This window comes from Nitrospirota bacterium, assembly GCA_016214855.1.
Lineage (GTDB): Bacteria > Nitrospirota > Thermodesulfovibrionia > Thermodesulfovibrionales > UBA6898 > UBA6898.
This window is the reverse complement of record JACRMT010000013.1, coordinates 20,292-38,014: the sequence shown is the minus strand read 5'-3', so window position 1 is coordinate 38,014 and position 17,723 is coordinate 20,292. Positions and strand designations below refer to the sequence as shown.

Below are 17,723 nucleotides of genomic sequence, written 5' to 3'. Positions count from 1 at the left end.
AATCCATGTCCATAAAATTCTTTGCAGTCATGGCCCTTGTGGTAATCATTGCCATTGCTCTTGCAGCTGGCTTAATGATGCTCCGTAGTATGTTCATGGCCACGAGGGGAAGGAAGATAGCTGCGTATCCTGAGCCGCGGAAGGCGCTGGTAGTGTTGGACATTCAGGAAGGCTATGTGGGAACAACTACCAGACAGCCGGTCACGAGACCGCCGACGGGCGGCATGCTCTTCATCGTCAACTCTCTCATAGACAAGGCTGCGGAGTCGGGCATGGAGGTGGCATATATCAGGCAGGTCTTCAGCAATAACCTGTTCGTGCGGCTTCATGGTGGCAGGAGGCAGGGAAAGGTCATTATCGACCGCAGGATAAAGAAGATCAATGAAAACGATTTCGAGAAGAACAGAACTGATGCATTTTCGTCCAGGCAGTTCGAGCAGTTCCTGATCGATAACCACGTTAATGAACTCTACCTTGTGGGAGTCGATGCTGCGTACTGCGTCTATTACACGGCCCTCGGTGCTCTGAACCGCGGGTACAAGGTGACTGTTGTCGAGGACGCTGTCCTGTCACGCAAGAAGATGGCAAATGTCATAGAGCGATACAGACGCAAAGGCATTGGGGTTATTACGAGCGAAGAACTGATCAGCGAAGTCTGAACGTCTGAGATAAAAATTCGTTTTCGTCGTTTTTTCTGTTCAGTCAGGCTTATTTTATAGTGAGCATCTCATTAATGAATATGCATTATTCATAAAATCTCCCCTCACCCCTCTTTGCCAAAGAGGGGTAATTGCCTCCCTTTGGCAAAGGGAGGGCAGGAGGGATTTATACATCAATGCCTGCATTATTTTAGATGCTTCATAATCCCAAATTTCCGATTGACAGTCCCCTTATCATGGGGTAGCATTTGCTTAGCAGCCGATAAACGATCCGCAACGAATTTCATAAGCTACGCTTTCCATTACAGGAGGAGACAATGATATCTCTTAAGGTCAACGGGAAAATGCATTCACTGGACATAAGCCCTGACGTGCCGCTGGTATGGGTGATCAGGGAACACCTCAAACTGACAGGGACCAAATACAGCTGCGGCAAAGGTCTCTGCGGCTCCTGCACTGTCCATCTGGACGGAAAGGCAGTAAGGTCCTGCCAGACATCAGCAGGCGAGGCGCAGGGCAAAAGCATCACAACGATCGAAGGCGTGCCTGAAGGCCATCCTCTCAAAAAAGCATGGGTAAAGGAGCAGGTCGCCCAGTGCGGGTTCTGCCAGCCCGGCCAGATCATGCAGGCGGCGGAGCTCCTGTCCCAGGGCAAGAATCTTTCCGAGGCAAAGATCATAAAGGCTATGGACGGCAATCTCTGCCGCTGCGGCACGTACCCGAGGATCAAGACTGCGATCAAGGTCGCGGCAAAGGAGGGTGGAAAATGAGCTCATCCATCACACGGCGGGAGTTTCTTAAAATTGCCGGTTTTACCCTTGCGATCGCGATCACACCTTCCGGATACCATATCCTTTCCGCAAAAGAGGCGGAAGACGCCGCGGCAAAGGGTTTCAGCCCCAGCATCTGGCTGCGGATAATGCCTGACGACACGGTTGTGGTCATTGTGAATAAGTCCGAGATGGGGCAGGGTATTTACACCTCCATTCCTATGATCGTTGCCGATGAACTGGAGGCTGACTGGAAAAAGGTGAAGTTCGAAGTCGCTCCTGCTGCTGACGGTTATAAAGACCCTGTCTGGGGAGCTCAGGCAACAGGCGGAAGTTCAAGCATCAGGCATATGTATGAGCCCCTCAGAAAGGCAGGCGCTGCCGCAAGGGAGATGCTTGTTGCTGCTGCGGCCGAGACCTGGAAGGTCCCTGCAAAAGAATGTGAAGCTGTTGCAGGCAAGGTGAAGCATGTATCAAGCAAGCGCACGCTTTCATACGGCAGACTCAGCAAAGCGGCATCCGTTATTCCTGTGCCAAAAGAGCCGCGCCTGAAAAAAGATTCAGAGCTCAGGTTTATCGGAAAGACCATGCCGAGGCTCGATATCGTGGAAAAAACAGATGGCTCTGCCATTTTCGGTCTGGATGTTACGGTGCCTGATATGCTCGTTGCTGTTGTGCTGCGTCCCCCGATATTTGGTGCAAAGGCGCAGGCTGTGCATGGTTCTGCCATTGCGACGAAGATCAAAGGGGTAAAAGAGGTGGTTCGGATTGACCGGGGAGTTGCGGTCTGCGCCGAGACCTTCGATGCTGCGCTGAAGGGCAGGGCTGCCATACATATTGTCTGGGACAAGGGCACGGATGAGGCACTGTCAACCGAAAGTCTTGCGAGGGACTTTCAAAGTCATCTCGGCAAGGACGGCGTTATCGCCCGCAAGGATGGCGATTCGCAGAAGGCATATGCTGCGGCAGCCGCGAAGATCGATGCTGCATATTCTCTGCCGTATCTCAGTCATGCGACCATGGAGCCGATGAACTGCACAGCCTTTGTGCAGAAGGACAGATGTGATATCTGGGCTCCGACACAGAACCAGACCGGTACGCTCTCGACAGCGCAGAAGATCACCGGACTGAAGCCTGAACAGATCCATGTCCATACCACCTATCTTGGCGGAGGCTTTGGCAGGCGGTTCGAGCAGGACTTTGTGGAAGAGGCGGTCCAGATATCAAAGGCTGTTAGTAAACCGGTCAAGGTGATATGGACACGTGAAGATGATTTCCATCACGACTATTTCAGACCCGGCACCCTGTCCCGCATACAGGGCGGCCTGGATGAAAAGGGCAAGCTCACCGCATGGTCACACAAGATCGTCTGCCCTTCGATCTTCGCACGGGTGTTTCCTGCTACGGTGAAGAACGGCATAGACAATGCAGCGGTAGAAGGCCTGAGCAATATGGAATACGATATCCCGAACATCTCGGTCGAATATGTGAGGATCGATACTCCTGTGCCGGTCGGCTTCTGGCGCTCGGTAGGAAGCTCGCATAATGCCTTTACGGTCGAGAGCTTTATTGATGAGATGGCCCATCTGGCAAAGAAAGACCCTCTCAAGTTCCGCTTGGACCTTCTCAGGAAGCACCCAAGGGCACAAAAGGTTCTTGAGGTGGCTGCGGAAAAGGCGGGCTGGGGAAAGCCGCTCAAGAAAGGCATGGGCAGGGGCATAGCCTATCACCTTTCCTTTGACAGTTATGTTGCTCAGGTCGCGGATATATCCGTGAATAAAAAAGACGGCACAATTAAGGTCCACAAGGTTGTATGCGCTGTTGATTGCGGCAATGTGGTGAATCCGGATACCGTGAAGGCCCAGATGATGGGCGGTATTGTGATGGGGCTTTCGTCTGCGCTGAAAGAGAAGATAGAATTTGCAGAGGGTGGGGTCAAGACTGAGAACTTTGATACATACCCGCTTCTGACCATGAGCGAGACGCCTGAGATTGAGGTCCATATCGTGAAGAGCAACGGTAAACTGGGTGGCATTGGAGAGCCGGGTGTGCCGCCTGTGGCACCAGCGGTTGCGAATGCCCTGTTTAATATCGCAGGGGTGAGAATGCGAACCCTGCCGATGACCCCTGAGGCGGTGATGCAGGCATTGAAAGGTTAGGGGTAGAAAATGTAATGAGGTCGTTGGTCTTGATCCCTCTCCTTAGCAAGGGGAGGGTAGGTGGGGTTAAAAACATGTGCGAGGGTATTTTATGGAACTATACGAAGAACTTTTGAGGCTGAAGAAAGAAGGCAGGTCGTCTGCGCTTGCAACGATCGTGCAGTCTGCGGGGTCTGCGCCGCAGAAGACCGGTTCAAAGATGCTGATCCGTGATGACGGCACGATCGTCGGAACCTTGGGCGGCGGCTGTCTTGAGGCTGAGGTTGTACAGGCTGCGCTTATGGCAATCCGAGATGAACAGTCAGTGACCCTGCCCTTTGACCTGACCGAGAAGCAGGGCGGCCTTGTCTGCGGCGGCAGGGTTTCGGTCTTCATCGATCCTGTCATCCCTGACCCAACCCTGATCATTCTGGGTGCCGGTCATGTGGGTAAGGCGCTCACAAAGGCTGCGCGGTTCAGCGGTTTCCGTGTGATGGCCTGTGATGACCGTCCTGAATATGCCAATCCTGAGAACCTGCCTGATGCTCATGACATCGTGGTCAATGATTTTCCCGGCATGTTTTACCGTATGATCGTTCCTGACAATGCCTATATCGTTGTTGCAACGCGCGGGCATAACCATGATCTTGACGCAGTCATCGCAGCGCTCAGGACGACAGCCCGTTATATCGGTCTGCTCGGCAGCAGAAGGAAAAAAGCGCTGCTCTTCAAGGCGCTGTCAGAGGCAGGTTTTTCCGAGGACCAGATCAGCAGGGTGCATATACCCGTAGGCCTCCCGATCAACTCGGTTACGCCTGAGGAGATCGCGATCAGCATCATGGCCCAGATCATCGGGAAGAGGAGGGAGAATGCAGCATCAGGTATCAGCCGTTCTTCTTGCAGCAGGCTCGGCCAGGAGAATGGAGCAGTTGAAGCAGCTCCTTCCCCTGGGCAGTCTCACAGCAATTGAGCACTGTATCAATACCATTCTTTCTGCAGGAGTCACTGACATTGTTGTGGTGACCGGTCGGCATGGAGACGAAGTATCTGCTGCGATCGGATATCTGCCTGTAACGCTGGCGAGGAATCCTGACACGGGCAGTGACATGGCAGCGTCAGTTCGGGTTGGCCTGAATGCACTGAAAGACAGAGCATCTTCTGTCCTGGTCTTTCCTGTTGATCATCCCCTTGTTCTGCCTGATACAATAAAAGCGCTGCTTGCCAGGCATCAGAAAAATCTGGAGGCCATAATTATTCCAAGCTATAACAGACGACGGGGACATCCTACGCTTTTTCCGCACGTGATCATTCAGGAGATATTCGAAAAAAGAAACCTGAGGGATATCGTCAGCAGTCACGACTCATTAATAGACTATCTGTCAGTAGAGGACCGGGGTGTCGTGCTTGATATGGACACGCCTGAAGACTATGACCTGATCCTTTGGGAATATGCCCTGCGAAAGGAACATGAATGAGAAAGATCGTGCTTCTTCTGTGCATCGCCAGCCTCCTTATCGCTGCAGTTAACGACAATCATCCCGATGATCTGAAGGAGTATCCCGCCTGTCTGATTTGCGGTATGGACAGGCAGAAGCATCTGATGGGCCGCATGCTGCTTGCTTACGACGGCGGCTCAAAGGGCGGGACATGCAGTATTCGCTGTACGGCTGTGGATATGGCTGCACACAGGGAAAAGACGATAACCGGCATGATGGTGGCTGACTATGCTACAGGAAAACTTGTTGATGCCGGGAAGGCGGTCTGGGTTATCGGAGGGGGCAGGACAGGCATTATGTCAAGGCGCGCAAAGTGGGCGTTTGCGGAGAGGACTGCCGCTGAAAAATTCATCGCGGAACATGGCGGCAAGCTGGCTTCTTATGACGAGGCGATGAAGACTGTATTCAGCGATATGGCCGGTGACGTGACCATGCCGCAGGGCAGAAAACATGCAGCCTATTCAAAAAAGAACGACATACAGGTCCATCCTGACTGTAAATACTGCGGTATGGACAGGAGAAAATTCGATTTCAGCAGAATGCTTGTCGTGCAGAAGAAAGGACCGGGCGAAACCGGGACCTGCAGCATCCACTGCACTGCAATAGATCTTGCACTGAATTATGGCGTGCCAGCGGGTTTTATCGGTGCAGGAGATTATGGGACAAAAAAGCTGATCAATGCCAGGAAGGCCTTTTGGGTGATCGGCGGCGACAGGCAGGGTGTTATGTCCATACGGGGCAAGTGGGCCTTTGAAATGAGAAAGGACGCAGAAGAATTTGTCAGGGCTCATGGCGGGGCTGTCGGGAGCTTTGACGTTGCACTTCAGGCAGCTTTTGAAGATATGTGGGAGATCCTGAAATAGCAGTGCTGACCGTCAGACAAGAGGAAAAGTTCTTCTTGACAGTTTTGACGAAATGCAATAGATTTTAGATACAGCCTGATAATCATAAGTTTAGGGTTGACGGAGAAAGGAGGTGATAGACGATGAAGAAGCTGATTCTTATGGCAATGGTAATGGTGATGGTGATGGTGATGGCGGCTTTTGTTGCACTCTCTTTTGCTGCTGCAAAGGCAAAGATGGATCTGAAGGTCGGCGATGAGATATTTGCCTGCAACTGCGGCGACAGCTGCACGTGCAAGACCATGTCCAGAAATGCCGGCAACTGCACCTGCGACAAGGAGATGGTCAAGGCAAAGGTGACAAAGATTGACGGTGAAAAGGTAATGCTCAAGGCAGAAAAGTGGGAAAAAGAGCGGGCCTTCAAGGCAACCGGCAAGTATGCATGTGCATGCGGGCCTGAGTGCAAATGCGACACGATAAGCCAGAACCCTGGCAAATGTACCTGCAAGAACGAGATGAAGAAGATCTAAGAGACGGATTCAAGTTTCAGCACAGAGAGGACAGGATAGTTCCTGTCCTCTCTGTATTTAAAGCCTGCCGGTTTTCTGATACTCCTGGATGAAGACCTTCAATGCCCTCATGATGAGCCAGTCAAGAGTGACGCTGTTGGCCGCGGCGATCCTGATCATTTCGTCCAATATCTCTTTTTCGATGCCTGAAGGCGCTGTATTGAATCCAGCCTCTGCCTCTGGAGCAGGAGGAACTTCTGAGATGATTGAGCCGGTTCGCCTCTGATGCTCACGGATCAGCAGTCCTTTCAGTTCCTCCATATTGCCTGACATGATCGCCTGCCTCACATCCTCAGGAACCTCTGTTTCGGGCGCTGCTTCTCCTGACTGCTCCGGCTGTGCTGCCGCAGGAGGCGGCTGCATAGCCTCTGCGCTCTTTCCGGGAAAGGCTCCGGGCGGCATCATACCGGTCATACCCATCATCATCATGGCCAGTTTGCGCGCATGCTCATTGTCAGGGATATTCTGCTGCATGAACCGGTCGAGATTTCCGGTTGCTGCAGCCATTGCCATCTGGTCTGCCATCAGAGGGGCCTGTCCCTCCTGTTCTTCTTCGCTCATCCGCTTTTTCCCAAAGGGTGTCTTCGGCGGTTTTGGTAACGGTTTTTCACTATCTGACATAAGGCGTCTCCTTGAATTATGTTTTAACCCCTCCTTACCAAGGAGGGATTGGGGAGGTTACGACAAATAAGCATAACCCCACCTGGCCTCCCCTTGGTAAGGGAAGGGATTGCTGAATAGTCACTACTGCTGCATATTCAGTATATACGAATGCCGTCATCATAATGATGTTTTTCCGGATGGACCCTGCTTATAAGCGATCGGTCGAAGATCTCCTCAGGTATCAGCAGACGTCTGATATATGCAAGGTCTTTCAGGGTCTTCACAAAATCCATGGTGCATGCAAGATACCCATCAGAAAGCTGAGCGCAGTATTTCGGCGAAACCCTCAGAGTTTCGAGCACAAAACCGGGCTCAATAAAACCGACATGGGACGCTATGATCTCTGCCGCCTGTGACGGCTTATTCCTTAACAATGCAGCTGCCTTCTCGTGGGCAAGGAGGAACTGTTCTGTAAGGCTCGGGTTGCCGGCAAGGAATTGTTTATCAATGACAATGCCGTAGCTCGGATTATTCGGCCAGAGCTTTGAAGCAGGATAGAGGAGCTTTCCGCCTGCATAGTGCTTTACGGAAACAGCAAGGGCAGGAGTGCCGAATGCAGCAGCCACCTCATCCCTGACCATCGCCTCGGTGACCATATCTGCCCACGGAAAATTTCTGACCTCAATATCACCAGCAAGCCCTGCTTTTCTTAGGCTGTCCTGGAGTATCACATCATGTATGGAGCCTTTACCCGGTACACCGATCGTCATGCCTTTGAACTGCTTCAGGATATCGTCCAATTCCCTGATCTCAGGATAGCCGCGGTATTGAGCCTTACCGCAGAAGACCGTGCCTTCTACATGCCCGCCTGAAATGCAGACGATCTGCACGCCGCGCTCAATACCGATGATTGCCGGAGGCAGACCGATGTATGCAAGGTCGATCTCCTTTTTCTCAAAGGCATTCACGATAGCAGGGCCTGTGCCGAAAAGCTTCCATTCGATATCAGCGCCGATACCGGAACAGAGGCCTTTGTCAGCCATAAGAAGCATGGCAGTGTGATAGAAAGTCGATAGATGGCCGATGCGGAAGGTCATAGGGAGCCGGTTATTGTCCGTCCAGCACTGCACGCACCGTCCGGAGCAGTTTATCGGGCGTCACCGGTTTTTGGATGAAGACTGCAGTTGTGTCCGGTATGCCGTCATGGGTAAAAATATCCTCTGCATAGCCGCTCATAAAAATGGCTTTCATGTCAGGGCAGAGTTTGAGAATTTCGTCAAACGCCTCCCTGCCGTTTTTATTAGGCATTATGCCGTCGAGTATAACCAGTTTAATAGACTCCTTGTCCCTGCTGAATTTAATTACTGCGTCATCTCCGTCAACAGCGTCGAGCACTTTGTACCCATAGTGACTCAGCACCGTTCTGGAGAGTGTTCTGAGGGAGGCGTCATCTTCGGCGATCAGGATCGTTTCGGTTCCGCCCCTGATTTGGTCTTCAGTTTCTTCTTTTGTCTCTTTAGCCGCATATTCAGTCAGCGGCAGATAGATTTTAAAGATAGTTCCATTTCTGACTTCGCTATATATATTGATATAGCCGTTATGCTGTTTTACTATCCCATGAACAACAGCGAGACCAAGCCCTGTTCCTTTGCCCACTTCCTTTGTGGTGAAGAAGGGCTCGAATATGCGTGACTTTGTCTCAGGGTCCATGCCACAGCCACTGTCCGAAATCGTCAGCAAGGCATATTTGCCGGGGCTGCCGTATCCATGCATTTCGCTATACTCTCTATCCATTTCAAATGGCTCTGTCGCGATACTGAGTTTGCCGCCGTCAGGCATGGCGTCGCGGGCATTTGTAGCGAGATTTATCATAACCTGGTCTATCTGGCTTGCGTCTGCAAAGATAGGAAGGTCTTTGCTGAAGAGATTTAATTCAATGCGGATGTCTTCCCTGAGGAGCCGGTGCAGCATCTTTTCGAGGTTTCTGATAATCTCATTCAGATTAACAGGTTTCATGTCGAGCACCTGCTTTCTGCTGAATGCAAGGATCTGGTGCGTAAGCGAAGCGCCGCGCTGGCCTGCTGCCATGATCTCATCCGCATAGTGCCTGAGGGGATCGGACATGTCCATCTTCACCTGAAGCAGTCCGGCAAAGCCGACTACTGCTGTAAGCACATTATTAAAGTCATGGGCAATACCTCCTGCAAGCTGTCCAACGCCTTCGAGCTTCTGGGAATGTCTGAGCTGGTCTTCCATCTGGCGATGTACGGTGATATCGCGTTCAACTTCTATAACATTGGTAATTCGCCCCTGTTCATCAGTCAGCGGAACGGTCCGAACGTCCCAAATGCGGCCATCAGGCCTCGTAACAGTTGCGTTTCTGCGCTTTCCGGAGAGCAAGCTCTCTGCGACCGGACAGGGCTCACAGGGAGTAGCGCGCCCGTACCATAGGGTATGACAGAACCTGCCTGCAAGCGCTTCCGGCTTCTCGCCGATGCTTTCAGCTGCGGCTCTATTGGCCCAGAGAACTTTCAAGTTTTTATCAAGAAGCAGGAGTATGTCCGGGATAGCATCGAGCAGTCCGTTGAATTCCTGCGAGAGCCTGCGGAATTCTGCTTCGCTTTGGGAGAGCCGCTCTTCCGCCTGTTTGCGGTCAGTGATGTCGTGGATAATGGAATGGAGGAGGTTTTTCCCGTTTGCCACTATTTGGCTGCTGAACACCTCAACATTGCGGATGGATCCGTCGGCCTTCCTGTGACGGAATTCAAAGGACGTCTGCTCCAGGGTTCCGGCCTTTTTCATATCCCGTTGGACTTCCTCTGCCGAAAGCGTGTTGATATCCTGAATCTTCATCTGTTTGAGCTGCTCACGCGACCAACCGTAGAAATTGGCTGCTGCATTGTTCGCATCAATTATAGCCCCGGTATCAGGATCGAGAATCAGTTTGACAGCGGTATGGTTTTCAAAAAGATTCCTGAATAGAGTCTCACTCTTCCGTAGTAATTTCTCAGAACGTCTGCTATATAGATACGACAGGCTGACTCCTACCAGCAGAATTAAGCAGACAGCAAGGACAAGCGCAATCCCGACTCTAAAATAAAGATCTTCAAAAAGTTCGGTCCTGTCTACCTTGGCAACCATGAACCAGGGCGTGTCTGGAATGGGGCTTGCGTATGCGACCACCTTGACGCCGCGGTAATCTATGGCATCGAGGAAGCCCTTATATCCTTTAGCAGCTCTTACGATTGCCGCTTCCCTGTCATTTGCAGAGTATCTGTGGCTAAGGGCAGGTGTTTCAAGATGCCGCAGTTTGTTTAATACTATTACGCTATCCTCTTCCTTTCGGGCGATATAGGTTTCGGAAGTTCTGCTCGATGTCGGCCAGGATTCGAGGAGTGGATACAGGAAATCATCCGGGTCCATACGGAACACCAGCGCAGCAACTACTGAATTGTTGTTGTCCGAAATTGGAGAGATAAAATCAATCCGAGTTACATTATGGACAGAGCCCCTGTAGACGTCGGTCGAAACAGCTGATTTCTGCCTTACAGCCTGCTTGGCAGCCTTTGCAATGGCTGGCTCTACATGTTGCAATGCCTTATCCGAGGAAGAGAGGAGTTTTCCCTCTGCTGCTGTAAGGATAATATCGCTGTACCCGTGTTCCGCCTTTATCTGATTAAGGTATGTAACGAGGTGGGATTTGTCGCTATTGCTGTTGAGGTATTTATGAACGACCTCCATAAGGAACGGATTTCTGGAGATAACGCCTGCATCATTTAATTCATCTTTATACCAGTCCGAGATCTGCTTTATCTTCAGTTCGGCTATAGATTTAAGTTCGCTCTCTTTTTCCTGCCGTATGGTCCTTTCTTCATTGCGGTAGTAGAAGTACCCTGCAAAGGCGATTAACAGACTCAGCGCTGTTATTAACGCAATGACATGAGATTTTCTTGTAAGGATAGAATGTTTCTCAGCTTCCATACATTATTTCATTTCATTCAGTCAGTGGTTCCATCTCAACCTCTGCCGGCTTTATCATGTCTCCGTTATGACGCCTGCTGCAGCAGACACTTTGCACTTCTGAGTATGACTTATAGGGCATTGCGTCGTCCAGATTATTCGTGTCCACAATCGCCCTTATTAAACCGGCACTGAATCCTCACCAACTTTGCAGCTCATATTCATGAAGTAAAGCGGGATCGCCAGGACGATAAGCAGGACTCCCTGGCCCATGATGAGAGCATTTACCCCTGCAAGAGTGATCAGATAAAAGGAGGTGATCAGTGTCCCGATGATGCTGCCGAAGGTGGAAAGGGCATAAAGTGTCCCGATAGTCTTCCCGGATGTATGCAGGCTGCAGATCATAAGTTTTGCTGTATAGGGGCTCACGATTCCGAGGAATACTGCTGGGACCAGAAAGAGGACCGAGGAGGCGATCAGGGGGCTCATCCTTACACCGAGATCTTTCATGAATATCCAGTCTGATATCGGTCCGCTGTACAGAGGGAATGTCAACAGGAGGAGGCCAGGGGCGGCTATGATAAAACTCAGTTTTCTGGAAGAAGGACTGATATCAGCGAGTCCCCCGCCCAAATAATATCCGCCAGAGAGACCGGCTAAAAAGACGCTGATCAGACTTCCCCAGACAAAGACAGAACTGCCGAAGTTCGGAGCGAGTACCCGGCTGCCCAGAATTTCAAATGACATGACGATCGCACCGCAAATGAAAACCACAAATCTTATCATAGCCTCTCCTCCTTATCGTGCATCTGACTTCTGGTGTTGGTAGAGATTTACCGGCGCAAAGTCGTCTGTCAGGATTTTGGCGCCCTCCCATTCGTATGCTTCACAGGCTTCACACCTTGTGGCAAAGTCCTCAAGATCGAAATCGAATTTCCTGACAGACTGAATCTTGCGTGCCCTTACCACGACATTCTCTTTGTCTTTCATGATACTGCCCGTTGTTGCGACGAAGATGAAATTGCCCGATGTCTTCCCCCTGAAAATGGCGAGGTGGGGGAATGCCTTCTTGTACGTCATGACCATGGAATCGAAAAACTTGTTTTTAAAAGATGAAGTAATATTGGCAACAACAACGCCGTTCTCTTTGAGCTTGCTCTTGACCTCCCTGAGGAACTCAAGCGTTGTGAGATGGAAAGGTATATAGTCATTCTGGTATGCGTCAAGGATGATCCAGTCATATTTTTTCTTTGTTCTCTTGACGAAAAGCCTGCCGTCATCGACATGCACTTTCATCCTTTCGTTCTCTTTGAAGTAAAAATACTTCTGTGCAACAACCAGCATATCCGGGTCTATCTCGGCTATATCAATGCTGGCGTCCGGATAACGGCTGGTGAAATACTTTGGCATGGCGCCGGCACCGAGGCCGACGAAAAGCACGTCTTTCGGATCTCTGTCCAGAAATGCAAGAGAGACAAAGCTCATCTGTGTGAATTCAAGGAGGAGCTTGTCCGGAGCATTTACGTAAATACCACCTTGCGTAAATTCTCTTTTCTGGTTTCGCACATAGCGCTCTTTCTTGACTGTATCCTCAATAACCTGAATATATTGGTACAGGGAATTCTTCTCAAAGAGCAATTTTTCTGACGGTTCGAGAGCAAACCCTTTCAGGGGAAATAACGCAAGACATAAGGATAATAAAATATATATTCTTAGCATAATGACTCCTTAGTTGCATTTCTGCCGGTCAAAGTAATGCCGGCATCTGAGATCTGAACGAGTGCTGATGTTCAGGCAGCCGGAGGAGAAAGACCGGAAAGGTGCTTGGGAGTGTTACATTGGAAAACACAGGTTTGAGCGCGGATTATTATCGTAGTTGCAAGGTCTTCGGTCGTGACAGGCGATTCGGCCAGAGTAGACAAGCCCGGCCTCCATGGAGGGTTCTTTAGACGCAGGGTCGTATCAGTCCTGCCGATATTATGTTTGATATGCAGGTGCGAATCGCTATGCCGCTGATCTGCGGCCAGGTCATCCTGTGCCGGTCCGGCATCGAGTGAAACATGATCATCGCTGACCGCCGGGTGATGGTCGGCGGCGTGGTCGTGGCTGTGATAAAGCGGTGCAAGAAAAACAATACTGAGAACAAATATGAGACACCGCGTTAAAGTTGATCCTGATCTATGTGAACTCTTGAGCGGCATATTCCTAGTTTACAAAAATTCCTTAAGGTTAGGAAACATTTTTGTTAACAATGCCTCCATATCTGGATGTGATGAACGTCTTGCTTTCGGCTACTAAGTGAGGTTAAACTATAACATGGAAAAAAGAATAACAAGAAATTTCGGGCATATTACGTTTATCGTCTATTTATGCCTTGTTGCTCTCATTCCTATCACCCACGGCCACGCTGCTGATGCACTATCCGATAATATCCCCTGCGACACAGGACATGGCATGGAACATCTGCCATTTTCATCTGCCATTCAATGCTGCGAGATACACGAAAATAATCATGCGAACAGCGTTAATCACCATATCCATTTTCTCCTGGACGACCAAGGTCGTGCGACCAGACATAATCAGACCGATACGTCTCTTGCCCCGCAGTTTCATGCAGCCATCGGCGAGATACATCTTAAACATTTTTTGTCCCGGGGCATCGGCTTTGTTTTCTCAACCGCTGACTTTTATCAAGATGTACTTCGTTCGTATTCATCGGGCCTTTCTCCTCCTATCGTTTAGTTCCCTAGTCGGCCTCAACGAGTTTATCACCCCCTGCGCTATAGGCAAGGGGTTGAAAAACGCGGCCTTCAAGAACGCGTATAATCTGTTTTCCTGCGGTATATCCGCCAAGAGATCTTGCGGCGTTCTTATAATTAGTATCGGAATTATTTAGAGGCCTATTAATGAGAAATTTGATTCTCCTATTTTTTGTTGAATGAACATTCTCAAGACTATTAGCTTGGCAAGGCAATAAAACTAATCAATAATTAAGGAGTCAATTACATGATGTTAGCAAAACCAAAGTTTATTTCTCTGATGGTTGGCATATTCGTATTTACACTGCTATCGCAAGTTGCTTTTGGGCATGGCATGTCTGAAGCAGAAAAACAGGCGATTATAGAGGGCGGCAATCTGAAGTATTTGTGGATTGGAGCAACCCATATGTTGAGTGGCTATGATCACTTGATGTTTGTTTTCGGTATTATTTTTTTTCTGACTAACTTCCGTGATATTGTGAAGTATGTGTCTGCCTTTACCCTGGGTCACAGTGTCACGCTGATTTATGCCACCTACAATGGCATACAGTTAAACTATTTTCTGATTGATGCGGTTATTGCTTTGAGCGTGTGTTATATAGCCTTTGCAAATCTTGACGGCTTCCGCAAATATTTTGCAATAAAACCACCGAACATGATGCTGATGATCGTTGGTCTCGGTCTGATACACGGCTTTGGTTTGTCCACCCGATTACAGGCATTGCCATTGAGTAAAGATAGTCTGTTGATGAACATTATTTCATTTAATGCCGGCATTGAACTGGGTCAGATTTCCGCGCTTGTAGCCATGCTGGCGCTTGTGGCATTGTGGCGAAAATCCCAGTCATTCGGTGCTCATAGCAGAATTGCAAATTACTCTTTGATTATGGCTGGCCTGCTGCTGTTCCTGGTGCAGACACACGGCTATTCACACAGCAGCCAGCCTAAGGAACTTACGGCCAGTGCAGACTCTTTTAAAGAAATAGTGGTTGCTGAAGCGGTTGCTGCTGCTGGCAATCCTGAAGAATCTCAACTATCTGCGTGGAAAGATTCAATTACTATCACGATTCCGGCAGGAAGCGATAAGGAATATAAATTTCATCTTGTGAAAGGTGCATCACTTGAATACCTGTGGAAGACGGACGGTGAAAAGCTATATTATGATTTTCACGGTGAACCAAAAGGTGATAAAACGGGCTATTTCGAGAGCTTTAAGCAGGGCACTAACAGACAGTCAAATGGTTCGCTAACTGCCCCTTTTGAAGGGACTATCGGTTGGTACTGGAAAAACACAAGCCATGCTCCTGTTAGTATCGTATTGCAAACCAGAGGCACTTATCAGGTTATAGCTGAGAAGAAGTTGCAAAATGACACATCAATACAAATCCCGAAAGTTCCAACAACTCGCGAGAGCATATACTAATTTATCAGGAGGAAGCTATGTATAGAATTATTATTGGTTTAGTGCTTTTGTCAGCCTTTTCAGCAACCGGATTGTACGCTCATGGCCCCGAAGGTGCTGGTCATGTTCAAAAAACCGAGATCACGGAAATCCGGGCTGGTGAACAGGCGACAAAATTAGTTGCTGATATAGTTGCAAACGGTAAGCTGGATGCCTCATGGGCTCAGGTGCAACCTGCAGAAGTCAAAAAGAAAACCCTGAAAAACAATCCCGAGTGGGTCATTACTTTTAACAATCCCAGGGAAAAGGAATCGGCAAAACAGAAACTATATGTATTTCTCAGCCTGTATGGAGATTATCTTGGGGCCAATCACACCGGAAATTAGTCTCAAGGGATATTGAGCGTGTATTAATACTGACGACTTTAGCCTACAGCCTCCTGAAGCTCGTGTCTGAAAACAGACAGAGCTTTGGGAGGTTCAGATACATATTTTTCACATGCCTTCCCTTGCCTGTCTTGCCGCTCTTCTGCCTTCATCCACCGCAGCAACCCAGTGCTGATGTCCGTTGAGTTCGGCATGAGCAAAGGCAATACGTCCGACGGCCTTGCGGATGACGTCCCGCGCCGCAGGCTTGCCGTCTTTGCCGAAGTAGAAGCCCGGCTGCGGATTTACATAGGCATAGGTCCATCTGTTCAGAATAATGCCGGCGACATCTTTAGCCGCATGAAATCCTGCGTCTGAAAAGAGCTGTTCCATCTGGCCGATCAGCTGAGACTCGAACTGGGCATAGCTTGTGCCGAGAAGTCTTTCCCGCCCCTTTTCTCCCTGCTCTTTAACCGGCAGTCCAGGCTGATGAAAGGAGATGTAAAAGGTCAGCACAATGGGTTTGTCAGGATGGAGCGGTGGCCGGTAATTGCCGGCATACATGGGTTTGCGGATGTTACAGGCAAAGCCGAACCCGTTGGACCATTTGCAGGCTGTAAAGCCCAACTGGTAAAGAAAACGCCAGTTGGTAAGTGCCACATTTGCTACGAGGATGGGCGAGGTATAGAACTGATCACAGGCTTCAGCATGACTGACCGGCAGGCCGGATATAACATTCCGTGACAGGCGGCTGCCGCATGCCATTACAACACTGCGCGCCTTAACGCGGTAATGTTTTCCGTCGCGAAGATAGGTGATAACTGAGGTCTTCCCATTTGCAGTGGTCTTCTCCTGATCAACCCGGACAACGGAAGAACCAAGCCTTACACGCACCTTGTTATTCTCGCGATCCAGAGCGGAAAAGTGCACTCGTCCATTGTGTATATCTGCAAAGCTCCTGCTGCCTTCAATGGCGTCCGGGATAAGTGCCTTAATAAAATGCCGGGAGAAGCCATCATTGCCGCCGGGGAATGAATGCCAATGACTGTTCTTCAGAGAACGATGGCCCTGAAATTCAGGGAACCCCGGCATAGAGACCTGCCGGGCTGCATAGGCGCTGATAACGTCACAGCCAAGCCCCACCACACTGGCAAGCACCGGATCAGCATATCGCGTAATTTCCGGATCGAGCTTCAGAACCTTTTCCAGATAAGCCTTATAGGTCATGCTATCGAGCCAGCGGCCGTAATCATTACCCTCATACTCGCGGTCCGTAGTATTCCGCCAGCGAAGGAAATCTTTTCTGACCTTTTCAGGATAGGGCGTCCCTGCAAGCCCGCTTTCCCAGAAACCTGCCGACCATTTGGCAGAAGTCCCCTCTTTCAGATCACCATAATAATGGCCGATACTCTTTGAATCGAACCAGAGCCTGTACCCAAAATTTGTAGCATCAAAATCCAGGGGCTTCAGTCCTGACGGCATTTCAGCGTAATCAAACTCTGTTGGTATGCCCAGCCCGCTGTAAATATCATATCCAGGGATGCCCGGACGGTCTATGACGCCAAAGGCATTTGATGCCTGCGGTCCTATCAGCCGTTCTCCCTGCACCATGAACTCATTTCTTTTTGCCGCACCGCCGAAGATCTGATGATTTTCGAGAATAAGGCATTTTGCCTTCCTGGAAGAGGACTTATTAAACTCATATGCAGCTCCCAGGCCGCTCAGACCTCCTCCCACTATGACGAGATCATATGTTTCCCCCGTATCGATTGCATCCAGAATCGGGGAGGTTAAGTTCCCATTTTCTATAGCTTTGAATGCAGCGATCACAGCAGCAGTGTTACCATTCGAAGACGCATAGTCGCCTATGCCGGAGAAGCCGTAGTCTGGCCGGGATTGCGCAAACAACCGTAAAGGAGCAGGCAGTTCGAGCAGAAGAGCACCTGCGCCAAGCAATGTTCCGTTAAGAAAATCCCTGCGGGTTATGTGGATGGTCATGATTTCACTTCTTTATTATACAGTAGCGAAGGAAATACCCCTATCAAACAATACTTCCAGCAATGACTCTTCCCTCTCAACTCTTTTGTAAGTGCTTCTCTATTTTCACAGGCAGGGATTTGTGTCTTTCTCCCTGTACCCTACATAAGAAGGTGCCCTACG

Annotated in this window: 17 protein-coding genes; 10 read left to right on the top strand and 7 right to left on the bottom strand. The window is 49.7% G+C overall.

The genetic code is table 11. From position 1 onward, the window contains the following. The first annotated feature begins 5 nt into the window (after positions 1-5). The 7 genes from HZB62_11870 to HZB62_11840 all read left to right on the top strand — a co-directional run bounded on the left by HZB62_11870 (position 6) and on the right by HZB62_11840 (position 6,435). Entirely contained in the window at positions 6-659 is a 654-nt protein-coding gene (locus HZB62_11870) for a cysteine hydrolase (protein MBI5075846.1), read from the top strand. Between the two features lie 317 nt (positions 660-976). Then, positions 977-1,429, top strand: coding sequence for a (2Fe-2S)-binding protein (locus HZB62_11865; GenBank protein ID MBI5075845.1), 453 nt, complete (start codon positions 977-979; stop codon positions 1,427-1,429). Then, entirely contained in the window at positions 1,426-3,588 is a 2,163-nt protein-coding gene (locus tag HZB62_11860) for a xanthine dehydrogenase family protein molybdopterin-binding subunit (protein MBI5075844.1), read from the top strand. Before HZB62_11865 ends, HZB62_11860 begins: the two co-directional genes overlap by 4 nt. 91 nt (positions 3,589-3,679) lie before the next feature. After that, on the top strand, positions 3,680-4,537 hold the full coding sequence (locus tag HZB62_11855; protein ID MBI5075843.1) for an XdhC family protein: 858 nt from the start codon (positions 3,680-3,682) through the stop codon (positions 4,535-4,537). Next, the gene (locus HZB62_11850; protein MBI5075842.1) at positions 4,488-5,042 is read left to right on the top strand and encodes a nucleotidyltransferase family protein; all 555 of its coding nucleotides are present in this window, start codon (positions 4,488-4,490) and stop codon (positions 5,040-5,042) included. The genes HZB62_11855 and HZB62_11850 overlap by 50 nt, the downstream gene beginning before the upstream one ends. Continuing rightward, positions 5,039-5,926 (top strand): nitrous oxide reductase accessory protein NosL, encoded by an 888-nt coding sequence (locus tag HZB62_11845; protein MBI5075841.1) that lies wholly within the window; start codon positions 5,039-5,041, stop codon positions 5,924-5,926. The genes HZB62_11850 and HZB62_11845 overlap by 4 nt, the downstream gene beginning before the upstream one ends. Positions 5,927-6,048: 122 nt before the next feature. Further along, positions 6,049-6,435 (top strand): hypothetical protein, encoded by a 387-nt coding sequence (locus tag HZB62_11840; protein ID MBI5075840.1) that lies wholly within the window; start codon positions 6,049-6,051, stop codon positions 6,433-6,435. A 57-nt stretch (positions 6,436-6,492) separates the two neighbouring features. Here the strand turns inward: HZB62_11840 and HZB62_11835 are convergent, their stop codons facing one another. The 6 genes from HZB62_11835 to HZB62_11810 all read right to left on the bottom strand — a co-directional run bounded on the left by HZB62_11835 (position 6,493) and on the right by HZB62_11810 (position 13,238). Continuing rightward, positions 6,493-7,095: a hypothetical protein gene (locus HZB62_11835; GenBank protein MBI5075839.1), complete on the bottom strand. Its 603-nt coding sequence runs from the start codon at positions 7,093-7,095 to the stop codon at positions 6,493-6,495. Positions 7,096-7,232: 137 nt separating this feature from the next. After that, on the bottom strand, positions 7,233-8,174 hold the full coding sequence (locus tag HZB62_11830) for an ABC transporter substrate-binding protein (GenBank protein ID MBI5075838.1): 942 nt from the start codon (positions 8,172-8,174) through the stop codon (positions 7,233-7,235). Positions 8,175-8,184: 10 nt separating this feature from the next. Continuing rightward, positions 8,185-11,058, bottom strand: coding sequence for a PAS domain S-box protein (locus HZB62_11825; protein ID MBI5075837.1), 2,874 nt, complete (start codon positions 11,056-11,058; stop codon positions 8,185-8,187). A gap of 159 nt (positions 11,059-11,217) precedes the next feature. After that, positions 11,218-11,823, bottom strand: a complete 606-nt coding sequence (locus HZB62_11820) for a fused MFS/spermidine synthase (GenBank protein MBI5075836.1) — start codon at positions 11,821-11,823, stop codon at positions 11,218-11,220. Between the two features lie 12 nt (positions 11,824-11,835). Beyond that, positions 11,836-12,756 (bottom strand): fused MFS/spermidine synthase, encoded by a 921-nt coding sequence (locus HZB62_11815; GenBank protein MBI5075835.1) that lies wholly within the window; start codon positions 12,754-12,756, stop codon positions 11,836-11,838. Positions 12,757-12,827: 71 nt separating this feature from the next. Then, the gene (locus HZB62_11810) at positions 12,828-13,238 is read right to left on the bottom strand and encodes a hypothetical protein (protein ID MBI5075834.1); all 411 of its coding nucleotides are present in this window, start codon (positions 13,236-13,238) and stop codon (positions 12,828-12,830) included. A gap of 115 nt (positions 13,239-13,353) precedes the next feature. On the opposite strand from HZB62_11810, the gene HZB62_11805 reads away from it, so the two are divergent. The 3 genes from HZB62_11805 (at position 13,354) to HZB62_11795 (ending at position 15,584) form a co-directional block, all read left to right on the top strand. Continuing rightward, positions 13,354-13,779: a hypothetical protein gene (locus tag HZB62_11805; protein ID MBI5075833.1), complete on the top strand. Its 426-nt coding sequence runs from the start codon at positions 13,354-13,356 to the stop codon at positions 13,777-13,779. Positions 13,780-14,046: 267 nt separating this feature from the next. Beyond that, complete coding sequence (locus HZB62_11800) at positions 14,047-15,219, top strand: HupE/UreJ family protein (GenBank protein ID MBI5075832.1); 1,173 nt, start codon at positions 14,047-14,049, stop codon at positions 15,217-15,219. 17 nt (positions 15,220-15,236) lie between these two features. Beyond that, complete coding sequence (locus HZB62_11795) at positions 15,237-15,584, top strand: hypothetical protein (GenBank protein ID MBI5075831.1); 348 nt, start codon at positions 15,237-15,239, stop codon at positions 15,582-15,584. A 108-nt stretch (positions 15,585-15,692) separates the two neighbouring features. On the opposite strand, the gene HZB62_11790 is transcribed toward HZB62_11795, so the two are convergent. Further along, complete coding sequence (locus HZB62_11790; GenBank protein ID MBI5075830.1) at positions 15,693-17,561, bottom strand: NAD(P)-binding protein; 1,869 nt, start codon at positions 17,559-17,561, stop codon at positions 15,693-15,695. Positions 17,562-17,723 lie beyond the last annotated feature (162 nt).

Coding starts and splice junctions, on each gene's coding strand:
- HZB62_11870 (MBI5075846.1), top strand. CDS start 6: ATGTCCATAAAATTCTTTGCAGTCATGGCCCTTGTGGTAATCATTGCC.
- HZB62_11865 (MBI5075845.1), top strand. CDS start 977: ATGATATCTCTTAAGGTCAACGGGAAAATGCATTCACTGGACATAAGC.
- HZB62_11860 (MBI5075844.1), top strand. CDS start 1,426: ATGAGCTCATCCATCACACGGCGGGAGTTTCTTAAAATTGCCGGTTTT.
- HZB62_11855 (MBI5075843.1), top strand. CDS start 3,680: ATGGAACTATACGAAGAACTTTTGAGGCTGAAGAAAGAAGGCAGGTCG.
- HZB62_11850 (MBI5075842.1), top strand. CDS start 4,488: ATGGAGCAGTTGAAGCAGCTCCTTCCCCTGGGCAGTCTCACAGCAATT.
- HZB62_11845 (MBI5075841.1), top strand. CDS start 5,039: ATGAGAAAGATCGTGCTTCTTCTGTGCATCGCCAGCCTCCTTATCGCT.
- HZB62_11840 (MBI5075840.1), top strand. CDS start 6,049: ATGAAGAAGCTGATTCTTATGGCAATGGTAATGGTGATGGTGATGGTG.
- HZB62_11835 (MBI5075839.1), bottom strand. CDS start 7,095: ATGTCAGATAGTGAAAAACCGTTACCAAAACCGCCGAAGACACCCTTT.
- HZB62_11830 (MBI5075838.1), bottom strand. CDS start 8,174: ATGACCTTCCGCATCGGCCATCTATCGACTTTCTATCACACTGCCATG.
- HZB62_11825 (MBI5075837.1), bottom strand. CDS start 11,058: ATGGAAGCTGAGAAACATTCTATCCTTACAAGAAAATCTCATGTCATT.
- HZB62_11820 (MBI5075836.1), bottom strand. CDS start 11,823: ATGATAAGATTTGTGGTTTTCATTTGCGGTGCGATCGTCATGTCATTT.
- HZB62_11815 (MBI5075835.1), bottom strand. CDS start 12,756: ATGCTAAGAATATATATTTTATTATCCTTATGTCTTGCGTTATTTCCC.
- HZB62_11810 (MBI5075834.1), bottom strand. CDS start 13,238: ATGCCGCTCAAGAGTTCACATAGATCAGGATCAACTTTAACGCGGTGT.
- HZB62_11805 (MBI5075833.1), top strand. CDS start 13,354: ATGGAAAAAAGAATAACAAGAAATTTCGGGCATATTACGTTTATCGTC.
- HZB62_11800 (MBI5075832.1), top strand. CDS start 14,047: ATGTTAGCAAAACCAAAGTTTATTTCTCTGATGGTTGGCATATTCGTA.
- HZB62_11795 (MBI5075831.1), top strand. CDS start 15,237: ATGTATAGAATTATTATTGGTTTAGTGCTTTTGTCAGCCTTTTCAGCA.
- HZB62_11790 (MBI5075830.1), bottom strand. CDS start 17,561: ATGACCATCCACATAACCCGCAGGGATTTTCTTAACGGAACATTGCTT.